This is a genomic window from Dyella marensis (genome assembly GCF_900112865.1).
Lineage (GTDB): Bacteria > Pseudomonadota > Gammaproteobacteria > Xanthomonadales > Rhodanobacteraceae > Dyella_D > Dyella_D marensis_A.
The window spans coordinates 252,205-262,972 of record NZ_FONH01000001.1 but is presented as its reverse complement, the minus strand read 5'-3'; the positions used below and the strand labels follow the sequence as shown (position 1 = coordinate 262,972).

The following is a 10,768-nucleotide window of genomic DNA, read 5'->3' as shown; positions in this document are numbered from 1 at the left end:
ATAAGCGCTACCCATAATCGGGCGTTTCCATCGTGGAAACGCCCTGGCGGGGTTTTGTCCGGAGCTTTAGGGAAAATCCATTCGACAGGGAGTTAAATAACCGTGCAGCAGCCTGGCCGAGGCAGGGCTTTCGCATTATCCGAGGCATTGCGCCAATTGCTCGAGGCGCGCCAGGAAAAACTGGCCGAACGCTTGATCGATCAATGCAGTTCCGAGCTGGTGCGGCAGATCAGCGAATCGCCGATCGCCTCGCTCAACGCACGCCTGGCCTACCTGCTGAAGTCGCGCCTGCGTCGCCGCCCGACGCCGGGCGAGCACGGCATGCACAGCGCGGCGGCGCTGCTGGTGGGCGTTTTCAACGTCTGGTGCCGCGAAGGCCGCCGGGCCTCGGTGCGCAGCGTGCTGCGCGAGCTCGGCCGGGCCGATCTGCACGCGTTGCGCGAAGAGCGCGAACTCGATCCCGAGGTGGTGTCGATGCTGCACGAATTCGATGCGCGAGCGTGATCACGCTTTTTTCGTGCGCGCCGCAGGCTGGCGTATGCATGGCGTGACGAGAATGTCGATTAAGTCTGCGGCTGTGTCATTTGGATTATTTGGAAAAATCGAGTCATCGGAAAGAAATTTTTGATTACTTGTGGTTTTAATCGGTGCGTCATTCCAGCGCTGTAAAAAATCCCCGGCCTCCACTCCGGAGGTATTTTCAAAGTAGGGGTATGTCATGATCTTCGGGTTCAATGGAAATACCCGCATGAAGAAGCTTGCGGGCGCCCTCGTAGTGGCCTTTGCCGCCGCTTCCTCGGCTCATGCCGCCATCCAGGTGGGCGGTGGCGCGACGCTGCCGGCCGTCGGCTACGTCGGCGATGTGACGCATCGCCTGAATGCTTCGCCGGATGCCAACTCCCTGCTGGGTGCCTACAAGAGCGTGACCGGCACGTCGGCGTCCTACTGCCAGACCGGCAGCGGCGCGGGCAAGAACGTGCTGGCCGGCCTGACCAGCGTGCAGGGCCAGTGCGCTGACAGCCCGTCGCCGACGGATTTCGGCGCCGCCAACGCGGCCGTCAACCGCACCACGCTGACCCAGCCGAACTTCGCCGGTTCGGATTCGCCGCTGTCGGCGACCGACTACAGCAACTATGTGAGCAACCGCGGCAGCAGCCGTCCGCTGCAGTTCCCGGCGGTCGCCGGCGGCATCGCCATCGTCTACCGCAACGACAACCTGGCCACCCAGCTGAACCTGACCACGGCCCAGGTGTGCGGCATCTTCAACGGCAGCATCACCACGTGGAGCGGCCTGGGCGTGACCGTCCCGGCGGCGGGCAACACCATCAAGGTGGTCTATCGTTCGGATGGCAGCGGCACCAGCTTCGGCTTCAGCAACTTCCTGTCGGCCAACTGCTCGGGTACCAACGCGGTGCACTTCAAGACCGACCAGGCCTTCGCCACCGCGGTCTCGCTGTACAGCCTGCCGGGCGCTTCCTGGACCGGCCAGAGCGGCAACGCCAACGTCGTCAACACCGTGGTCAACAGCGCCACCGACGGTTACATCGGCTATGCCGAAGCCGCCAACGCGCTGGCCGTCGCCGGCAACGTGGCGCTGGTGAACGGCAAGGATCCGGCGGCCGACCTCGGCGACGCGACCACCCACAAGATCACCATCAACAGCTCCGACGTGGCTTACAACAACGCCATCACCGGCGTGAATCCGAACACCGGCCGTCCGACCTTCGCCGCGATCGCCGGCGCGCCGAGCACCAGCTGCATCGCCCTGGTGAAGCCGGATTCCTATGCCACCCCGGCTTCGGGCTATCCGATCGTCGCCGTGTCCTACCTGCTGGGCAACAGCCAGGGCAACGGCACGGACGCCGCGGACGTGCGCAAGCTGCTGGGCGCGCCGTACAACAGCTCGATCGTCGCCGCCACGGGCACCATCGGCGCCGGCACGGGCCTGGCGTTCCTGACCGCGCCGATCACGCAGACCCAGATCGACGGCTGCGTCATCAACTGATCGTCCTTGTTCCACCTGCCGTGGAACGCGCGGGAGAGGCTTGCCTCTCCCGCGTTTTTTGCGCGTCTGGCTGTCATGTGGAAGGGGTAGGTTGAGGCCATGAAGCGGGCACGGGGAAGCGGGAAACGCAACGATGCGTCGCGGCGGCGCAGGTCCGCGCTGCGTGGTTTCAGCCTGCTCGAAACCATCGCTGCCATCCTGCTGCTGGCGATCGCGGTCGCCGCGCTGATGCGCGTGGCCAGTGCCTCGCTCAGCCTTACCGACAAGCTCGGCCAGACGGCGCGCGCGGACATGCTGGCGCAGGGCAAGCTCGATGCGCTGGGTATCGCCGAACCGCTGGTGCCGGGCGAGCGCGAAGGAGCGTTCGACCGCGACTATCGCTGGCACCTTCGCATCGCCGCATGGCGCGACGACGCCTTGCCGCCCGACAGCGTGCTGCTGCTTTACCAGGTGGAGCTGCGGGTGTCGTGGGGCGATGCCAGGCGGCCGCGCGAGCTTACCTACACGACCTTGCGCACGGCGCGGCGGAGCACGCCGTGACGCGTCCGGTCCGTGGTTTCAGCCTGCTCGAGGTACTCAGCGCGCTGGCCTTGCTCAGCCTGCTGCTGCTCGGTGTCTTCTACGGTATCCAGACCGCGACGCGCTCGGTGAACACGGGTTCCGCCGCGCTGGAGCGCAACGACCAGGCGCGTTCGCTGCAGCAGTTCCTGCGGCGCGACCTGATGCAGGCGCGCGCGCTGCCGTGGAAGCGCGATGCGCAGGACAACGGCGTGGTGTTCGAAGGCGAGCCGCGCAGCATGCGCTTCGTCGCGCCATTGCCGGGTTATCTCGATCGTGCCGGCCCGCAGTTGCAGGCGCTCGCGCTGGTGGACGACGGCAAGGGCGGATGGAAACTGGAGCTGGGCAGCGCGCCGTTGGCTCCGGGCGGCGCCGGAGTGGGCTTCGCCCCCGAGCAGCTCGCCGAGGGCATGCGCGGCGGGCGTTTCCGTTACTACGGCCGCGAGCGCGAAGGCGCGCAGGCGCAGTGGCGCGATCGCTGGGATATCGCCGGGCGCATGCCGGAACTGGTGACCATCGAGCTGGTTCGTGACAAGCCCGAGCGCGACAGGCCCGGCCGCGGCGATGCCACCGCCTGGCTCTGGTTGCAGGCGCCGATCCGCCAGAACCCCTATGCGATCAACGTGGGGGCGCTGGCGAAAGCCTTGCCGGACAGTTCGAAGCCATGAGCGGTACGAAGACAGCACAAGGTTTCGCACCGCGCCGGAACGTACGCGGCATCGCCCTGCTGGTGGTGCTGTGGGCCTGCACCTTGCTGGCGATCCTGCTCGGCGGTTTCGCCACGATGGCGCGCACCGAATCCCTGCAGAGCCGCTATCTCTCCAGCCGCGTGCAGTTGCGCTATCTCGCCGAGGCGGGCGCGATGCGTGCGCTGGCCGAAAGCGTCAGCCGCAGCGGCGGGCGCTGGGTTGGCGACGGCCGTCGCTACACCTTGCGCATCGAGCGCCGCGAGGTGGAGATCCGCATCCAGGATGAACTTGGCAAGATCGACATCAACGCCGCCGATCCGCGCCAGCTGCAACGCCTGTTCGTGGCGGCGGGCGAGGACGAGGCGTCGGCGACGCGGCTGGCGGCGAATATCCAGGAAGCGCGCGACGCCGGCGCCAAGCTGTTCGGCGAAGAGAGTGCGAAGCGCTATGCGGAAGCCGGGCAGGCAGCGGGGCCGCGCTATCGCGAGTTCGATACGCCCGAACAGTTGCAGACGGTGCCCGGCATGACGCCTGCGCTGTACCGCCGGCTCGCGCCCGCGATCACCGTGTGGTCGCGCCGGCCGCAGCCGGTGCCTGCGCTGGCGCCGCCGCTGGTGCTGGCCAGCCTGCCCGACATGGACCTGGCGCGGGCGGAGCGTTATGTCGCGATGCGTGTCTTGCAGGCCACGAACATGCCGCCGCCGACCTTGCCGAACGGGCAGCCGGCCGGCGCCTGGCGCGGCAGCCTGGTGCGCACGATCGTCGCGTCGGCGGCGGACGGGCAGGGTGCGGCGGCGAGCGTGATCGTCACCTATCGGGTGACGGCTTTGAAGGGCGGGCTGGACTACAGCGTGCTGCGCTGGCAGGAGGATGGCGCGGGTTGAGCGCAGGCCTGGTCTAGCGGTCGCCGTCGCGCAGGAATTCCAGCAGCGCCCGCACCTTCGGCGACGAATTCAAGCGCGCCGGATACAGCGCGAACAGCTCCACCGGTTCCGGCTCCCACGCCGGCAGCACGCGTACCAGCCGCTTCTTCGCCACCTCTTTTTCCGCGCCGTGCCGCGCCAGGATCGCCACGCCGGCGCCATCCAGCGCGAGCTGGTGGTTGATGGTGGGATCGGGCACGGAAAGGCGCGCCTCCACCCGCACCTCCTGCGTGTCGTTGCCGCGCTGCAGGCGCCAGACGGTGTGCTCGGCGGGCTGGCCGAGCGGGCCGCAGGCGGTGATGAGTGCGTCGAGCCGGCTGAGGTCCGCCGGCGTTTTCGGCAGCTTGCAGTGCTTGAGATAGGACGGGCTGGCGTACAAGCCCAAAGGGATCGTCGCCAGCGGCCGCGCGAGTAGCGAGGAGTCTTCCAGCGGGCCGGGACGGATCAGCACTTCGAGGTTGGCCTGCTGCGGCGTCGATTCGCCGGCGGTGATCTGCAGCTGCACGCGCAGTTCCGGATAGCGCCGCGCGAACTCGGCCAGTCGCGGGCCGAGCATGAAGCGCGCGAACGCCACCGGCGCGCCGATGCGCAGGCGGCCGCGCGGCACCGCCTGCATGGCGCCGATGGACAGGTCGGCCAATTCCGCTTCCTCGATCACGCGGCGGCAGCGCTCCAGATAGATCTCGCCCGCTTCGGTCAGCGCCATGCTGCGCGTGGTGCGTTCGATCAGGCGCACGCCCAGGCGCTGTTCCAGGCCGGCGATGGCGCGGCTGACGCTGGACTTGGGTACGCCGAAGTGCGCCGCGGCCGCGGTGAAGCTGCGTGCCTGCGATACCTGCACGAAATACTGCAGCTCATTGAGGTCGATCATGATTGTTGCGCCTGTGCAACAGATTGTTGCTAAACACCGGATTGTTCCATTGTAGGGCGGCGCCTATCGTCTTCGCACCCCCAACCCGAACGAGGCGATGGACATGTATCTGATCACTGGCGCGAGCGGCAATATCGGCGGCCATATCGCGCGGCAACTGCTGGACGCCGGTCATCCGGTGCGCGTGTTCGCACGCGACCCGGGCAAGCTCGGCGAACTGGCAGGGCGCGTCGAGATCGCGGCCGGCGACTTTGGCCGTCCCGACAGCCTGGGCGCAGCGGCGGTCGGCGCCAAGGCGGTCTTCCTCAATACCGGGCCGAACCCGCCGGACCTGCCGGCGCTGCTGGCGGCACTCAAGACCCGCGGCGCGCCGCGCGTGGTGTTCCTGTCCACCATCCTTGCCGGCGATGCGCAGTTCCAGCTGGGCCGGATGCAGCGTGCCAACGAGGAGGTCGTGCACGCGTCCGGCCTGCGCGCCACCGTCCTGCGTCCGTCCGGCTTCATGTCCAACACCTTGCGCTGGGCCGAGTCGATCCGCGCCGACAGCGTGGTCTACAACGCGATGGGCACCGGCAAGGCGCCGATGATCGCACCGGAGGATATCGCCGCGGTGGCGGTGCGCGCGCTACTCGATCCGGCACTGGCCGGCGAGACGCTGGAATTGACCGGCGGCGAGCTGCTGAACGTGCCGCAGCAGGTGGAGATCCTCTCCGGCCTGCTCGGCCGCACCGTGCGCAGCGTCGACGTGAGCATCGAGCAGGCCATTCAGGGCATGGTCGCCACCGGCATTCCCGAAGGCATCGCGCGTGGCGTCGCGCAATCGCTGGAGGCGGTGCGCGATGGGCGCGGGCGGGCGATGACGCAGACGGTGGAGCGGATCACCGGCGCGGCGCCGCGTTCTTTCCATGAGTGGGCGCGCACGCATGCGGCGCAATTCGCCTGAGCGGTGTGAAGTTCGTTTTGTCACGTGCGCTTGCGGTTGACGTCAACCGCAGCGCACTGCAATGTCTCGCCTTCGCGCACAGTGCACTGGCGCAGGGGGAGACATGGCACGCATCTTTGTGACCGACACCATGGGCGAGGCGGAAGTGCGCGTAGCCCTGGTCGATACGCGCGGCGACGCCGACCTGTGGGTATGCCGCGTGTCGTCCTGGGGCCTGGCTTCCGGCGACGAGCGCTGGTTCATCACGCCGGACCGGCAATCCGCCACCAGGCGCGTGTTCTTTACCTCCCGAGGCATGTCGCAGATCGCCGTCTGCTTCGTGTCCACGCTGGGCGAAGCCGGCTGGCGCGACCCGTCGCGTGCGCGGCCGGGCATCTTTTCACGATGAAGGCTTGCCCGCCGGCAGCCGGATCACCGGCGTGCTGGCCAGCTTGAGCACCGCCTGCACGCGCGGCATTTCGTTCTGCGCCGCGGCAGGCGAGGGGAAGCGGCCCGCGGCGAGCACCGTCCAGGCCGCGTGATCGGGGTCGATGGCGGCGATGCGCTGCAACGGCAGGCCCAGCCCTTGCGCCTGGCGCTCGAGCGCATCCGCGTCGCCGGCATCGATGAACTGGCCCAATTGCAGGGCATACGCGGGCTGTCCCGCCGCAGGTGCCGCCGCGGCCACGTCGCTGGTCACGAGCAGAGCATGAGTAGACACCGCGCTCGCCGCCGCGGCCGGCGCGGCGGTGGATGCGGATGGCGCAGGAACATGCGGCAGGACGATCGCGGGACGATCGCGCCAGCGCGCGGCGATCTCCTGCATCGGCGCGCGCCACCCATCGGGCGCCATCATGCCGCCGGCAAAGGCGAGCGCGCCGAACAACAGGATCAGCAAGATCAGGCCGAGCTTGGCGAACATCGATGGACGGCCCCCTGCCGCGATCGCAACGCATGATGCGTCTTCACATGAAAAAGACATTTAGCCGGGATGGCGCGCTGCAGCGATGACACTTCCTGGCGGATGCATATTGCGGTCGCGGACAGCGAGGGGCAACATCGGCGGTCCGGGGAGTCGCATGGAGCAAAGGACGCGATGCCCCGCACAGGGGGCGTCATGGTCGATATCGCGGAGTCCAACTTGCTTGGATCTTCGCCGCAGTTCGCTCACGTCATTGCGCAGATACGCCGTATCGCGAAGTTCGACGTGACCGTATTGATCGGCGGAGAAACCGGCACGGGCAAGGAGCTTGGGGCAAGGGCCGTGCACTATCTGAGTGCGCGCGCATCGAGACCCTTCATCGCCGTCAACTGCGGCGCGCTGGCCGATTCGCTGGTGGAGAGCGAACTGTTCGGGCACGAGCGCGGCGCTTTCACCGATGCACGCCAGGCGTCGCCTGGACTGGTCAGCGAAGCCGAAGGCGGCACGCTGTTCCTCGACGAGATCGACACGCTCTCGCCGAAGGCGCAGGCCTCGCTGCTGCGCTTCCTGCAGGACGGCACCTATCGCCGGGTAGGCGGCACGCAGACGCGCAGCACCGACGTGCGCCTGATCGCGGCAAGCAATGCCAACCTCGACGAGCTGGTGAAGGCGCGGCAGTTCCGCCGCGACCTGCTGTATCGCCTGAAGGTGATGCCGCTGGTGATGCCGCCGCTGCGCGAGCGCGGCGGCGACGTGGTCGAGCTGGCGGAGTCATTCCTCACGCGACTCAACCGCCAGTACGGCGCGCAGACGTCGTCGAAGCGCTTCGATCCGTCCTTCCTGTCCGCGCTGCAGCGCTATAGCTGGCCGGGCAATGTGCGCGAGCTGGAGCACTTCGTGCAGCGCGAGTACCTGATGTGCGAAGGGGCGCTGATCCAGGGCGGGCCGCCGCAGGATCTGGCGGCGCCGCCGGTCGGGGCGGGCGACGATGCGGCATTCAAGCAGGCGAAGGCGCGGGCGATCGCGGATTTCGAGCGCAGCTACGTGGCGTCGGCGATGGCGCGGGCGCGGGGCAATATCACGCAGGCGGCGCGGATGGCGGGGCAGGACCGCAGCGCGTTCAGCAAGCTGGTGAGCAAGTACCGGCTCGCTTCCGTAGCCGGACAGGAGCAAGATTCGGGCGAGTGATGCCATCCACCGGGCGGGGCGGGCGAGTGACTGGTCATTCCGTACGTGTCGTGGCTGATGCGATCGCTCGCCATCTGGCGGCGAGTCCTGGCTGTGCGGATTCGGCCGAGGGGATTCAGCAGTGGTGGCTGCGGCCTGTCGGATTCGAAGTGCCGCTCGATCTGGTCATTGAAGCGTTGAAGCTGTTGGAAGGAGAAGGGGCGATAGAGTGCCGCCGCCTCGGTATGCGTGAAATCTGGCGGCTACGGCGCAGAGGCGATTGACGTGCGCTTGTCTGCCGCGGCCTTCGACATTCTCGTCGCTACAGTTCGTCGTGTCTCCCGTTCGACGGACTCCATGTCCAATCCAGAATCAGGATGTTCAGCGCCCGTGCGCGCCTGGACAGATTGATCGTGGGCAAGGGCTTGCATGGTGGCTGTGAGAGACTCCTTCTGCGACGCGAGGCGGCGCAATCCGGGATGACGCTGAGAGGGACGTAACCGTAAGGGCTTTCCACGGCAAGGACATCGTCCTCGCAGGTCAGCCCGATCGCGCCTTCGTGGTCGTCATTGTCATCGTGCCGGAACGGCCTGGTGGGACGGCAGGACGAATTCGGCGATGGGCGGAACCTGGGTTCCACTGATGCCTGCTCGCCATAAGCCTCGAGACTCGCTTGAGTGTCGGCATCGATGTATAGGTCGTTGCTGATGGCGGCGTGCATCACTGTTGGCGTGTGCGGCAACGAGTCTGGCCTCGAAATCTCAATGGCCGAGGCGATCGCGCTTGGCGGGATAATTCGATCGGTTATGTGCATGCGCATCCAGTCCACTCCCTCCAGCCATCTGAGGATGAAAGGAAAGGTCCAGCGCGCGTTCATCTCGCGGGCGACTTCCCATAGGCGCTGAACGCTCAAGTTGAAGCTGTAAAAGTGCTCGTCGGCGCGGATTCGATAAATGAAGATCCGGCCAAGATCAGATCTGGAAATGATGTCTTCGGCAACCCAGCGGGCACTGTCCATGCTGTCCACGGTCACTAGAAAGCCCTCATCGCGTGTGTGGGCGACGAGATCGAAAATGTTGAGATTGGTTCCTGGTGGCGTCATGGCTGCGGTAAAAACCCTTTCCGGAGGGTTTATATCGACGAGGTAGACGAATTTCTGCTGAGCCAGGCATGGCAACGGGGCGATGGCGAGCCATGCGATCAGCCATGAGCGCGCGAGTCTGCTTGATCTGATTCGTTGCATCACATGTCGCCCGTATTGGCGTGACCTTCCAAAACGCGGTCGATAGGTTTCGTTCCGTTCGGCTTGCGCTGTCAGGACGCCGGTCTGCGCAACTGCCTTTACAGTTCATCGTGACCGTAACCAGGGAATGGTCCGTCCTCCGCCAGGAGAATGAGTGTTATCCGCCTGAGCTTCGATACGTTGACCATCGATGAAAGCTTCGGGCAATGGTTGGACCCGATGCTTCTTTTGTGCGGCGATGCATCGCAGCCTGGAAACACGCCCGGATGCATATACCCGCTCGGGCCGGCGACGGCCAGGACATCGCCGGCAAGGGGCGGCCCCACCGCGCCGTCGTCTTCATCGTCGCTCGATGCTTCCGTCTCGGACGACGAGGATGGATAGTCCGTGGCCGGCCACGTCATCGGGTACGGACCCGTGTTGGCATGCGTGCCGGTGATGACGAAATGGGGATTGTCCTGTGGTTCGGTCTCGTCGATCCTCATTCGTCCGCCGGCAAGCGAGGTTCCCGTCACTTCGGTGGCCGCGGCGATCATCGTGCCGGGAATGGCCCGGTCGCTGACGTACTCGCGTTCCCAGCCGAAAGCCTCCAGGCCATCGCGCAGCGTCTGAGCAAATCGACGGTGGCTTGTCTGCGCGCCGGCTGCACGCATGCGCTGAAGAAGATCCTCTGCGCTGAGTGCAACGCTGTAGAAGTGCTGATTGGCGCTTATGCGATAGACGAAGCCTCGCCTGGTTCCCGTGCGTTGAAAATAGGCCTCGGCAAATTCGAGCGCGATGGAATGGCGGTCCGTGGTTCCGACGAATCCCGATCTTGCGGACGAGCTGTATCTCCAGTGGTCGACCAGGCTCAGATCGCTTCCCCGCGGTGCAAAACCTTCGGCGAATATCTGCTCCGGTGGCCTGGTGTCGAATCGATACACGACGTCTGCCTGGGCAAGGCATGGTTGCGCGACAAGGGCCAGCAAGGCCAGGAGATACGCGTAAAGCTGTTTGCTCGATGTAGGGCGATACATGGATGTGCTCTGCTGGATGGCTGCCGTTGGAAGCTGGCTCAGCGGTTCCGTTCGCTATGAATGGAGTCGTCCATGATTCAGCGCTCCCGCCATCTGAACCGATGGCGGTCCGACTTGGTTGGTGCATGTCCTCATCTCCAATCATCGCGGTACGGAAAAGAGCGGCGCGGGTCCGTTCATCGAACCATGTGCGATTCCCCACGGGCGTGAGTTTTTTCTCCCACCCGCGTGGCTGATCCGGTTTGTGCCTTCTGTTCAAAGCGTTTGCCGTCGATCGAGGCGATATGCCTCGTGCCGACCGTGTGCGAAGCCACACGCCCGGATCCTCCCTCAGCGATCGGAAGTCGGGCGAAAGTGGCGCCATATCGCGGTCTTCCCCAGTTGGCACGCCTTTTGATTAGTCCCTACCGCAACGCGTGCGGCAGCGTTCGATAGCGACAAGGGACTTTGCA

General features: G+C 66.0%; 14 protein-coding genes. 9 read left to right on the top strand and 5 right to left on the bottom strand.

Annotated elements, in window-relative coordinates; all coding sequences use genetic code 11:
- Window positions 1–147 precede the first annotated feature (147 nt).
- The gene (locus BM172_RS01060) at window positions 148–504 is read left to right on the top strand and encodes a hypothetical protein (protein ID WP_143096416.1); all 357 of its coding nucleotides are present in this window, start codon (window positions 148–150) and stop codon (window positions 502–504) included.
- Here the strand turns inward: BM172_RS01060 and BM172_RS21970 are convergent, their stop codons facing one another.
- Complete coding sequence (locus tag BM172_RS21970) at window positions 505–720, bottom strand: hypothetical protein (protein WP_143096415.1); 216 nt, start codon at window positions 718–720, stop codon at window positions 505–507.
- 28 nt (window positions 721–748) lie between these two features.
- Here BM172_RS21970 and BM172_RS01055 point away from each other — a divergent pair, with 28 nt between their 5' ends.
- From BM172_RS01055 to BM172_RS01045, 4 genes are all read left to right on the top strand, one after another.
- Window positions 749–2,005 (top strand): substrate-binding domain-containing protein, encoded by a 1,257-nt coding sequence (locus BM172_RS01055; protein ID WP_026634252.1) that lies wholly within the window; start codon window positions 749–751, stop codon window positions 2,003–2,005.
- Window positions 2,006–2,104: 99 nt separating this feature from the next.
- Window positions 2,105–2,545, top strand: a complete 441-nt coding sequence (locus tag BM172_RS22700; RefSeq protein ID WP_026634251.1) for a prepilin-type N-terminal cleavage/methylation domain-containing protein — start codon at window positions 2,105–2,107, stop codon at window positions 2,543–2,545.
- Complete coding sequence (locus BM172_RS01050; protein ID WP_081805083.1) at window positions 2,542–3,231, top strand: prepilin-type N-terminal cleavage/methylation domain-containing protein; 690 nt, start codon at window positions 2,542–2,544, stop codon at window positions 3,229–3,231. The genes BM172_RS22700 and BM172_RS01050 overlap by 4 nt, the downstream gene beginning before the upstream one ends.
- Entirely contained in the window at window positions 3,228–4,136 is a 909-nt protein-coding gene (locus BM172_RS01045; protein WP_035322816.1) for a type II secretion system minor pseudopilin, read from the top strand. Before BM172_RS01050 ends, BM172_RS01045 begins: the two co-directional genes overlap by 4 nt.
- A gap of 13 nt (window positions 4,137–4,149) precedes the next feature.
- On the opposite strand, the gene BM172_RS01040 is transcribed toward BM172_RS01045, so the two are convergent.
- Window positions 4,150–5,046 carry a LysR family transcriptional regulator gene (locus BM172_RS01040; protein ID WP_051548443.1) on the bottom strand — a complete coding sequence of 299 codons (897 nt, stop codon included), beginning with the start codon at window positions 5,044–5,046 and terminating at the stop codon, window positions 4,150–4,152.
- 103 nt (window positions 5,047–5,149) lie between these two features.
- Between BM172_RS01040 and BM172_RS01035 the strand changes: the two genes are divergently transcribed.
- Window positions 5,150–5,989, top strand: a complete 840-nt coding sequence (locus BM172_RS01035; protein ID WP_026634248.1) for an NAD(P)H-binding protein — start codon at window positions 5,150–5,152, stop codon at window positions 5,987–5,989.
- A 103-nt stretch (window positions 5,990–6,092) separates the two neighbouring features.
- Window positions 6,093–6,377 carry a 7(1) septoil knot domain-containing protein gene (locus BM172_RS01030; RefSeq protein ID WP_026634247.1) on the top strand — a complete coding sequence of 95 codons (285 nt, stop codon included), beginning with the start codon at window positions 6,093–6,095 and terminating at the stop codon, window positions 6,375–6,377.
- Here BM172_RS01030 and BM172_RS01025 read toward each other — a convergent pair.
- Window positions 6,369–6,890, bottom strand: coding sequence for an SPOR domain-containing protein (locus BM172_RS01025; RefSeq protein ID WP_026634246.1), 522 nt, complete (start codon window positions 6,888–6,890; stop codon window positions 6,369–6,371). The two genes, BM172_RS01030 and BM172_RS01025, sit on opposite strands and share 9 nt — an antisense overlap.
- Before the next feature lie 174 nt (window positions 6,891–7,064).
- On the opposite strand from BM172_RS01025, the gene BM172_RS01020 reads away from it, so the two are divergent.
- Both BM172_RS01020 and BM172_RS21965 read left to right on the top strand, forming a co-directional pair.
- Window positions 7,065–8,078, top strand: coding sequence for a sigma-54 interaction domain-containing protein (locus BM172_RS01020; RefSeq protein WP_231504150.1), 1,014 nt, complete (start codon window positions 7,065–7,067; stop codon window positions 8,076–8,078).
- Window positions 8,079–8,128: 50 nt separating this feature from the next.
- A complete protein-coding gene (locus BM172_RS21965; protein WP_143096414.1) occupies window positions 8,129–8,341 on the top strand; it encodes a hypothetical protein in 213 nt (70 codons plus the stop codon).
- 38 nt (window positions 8,342–8,379) lie between these two features.
- On the opposite strand, the gene BM172_RS01015 is transcribed toward BM172_RS21965, so the two are convergent.
- Window positions 8,380–9,300: a hypothetical protein gene (locus BM172_RS01015; RefSeq protein ID WP_143096413.1), complete on the bottom strand. Its 921-nt coding sequence runs from the start codon at window positions 9,298–9,300 to the stop codon at window positions 8,380–8,382.
- Window positions 9,301–9,398: 98 nt separating this feature from the next.
- Entirely contained in the window at window positions 9,399–10,316 is a 918-nt protein-coding gene (locus BM172_RS01010; RefSeq protein ID WP_026634243.1) for a scabin-related ADP-ribosyltransferase, read from the bottom strand.
- Window positions 10,317–10,768 lie beyond the last annotated feature (452 nt).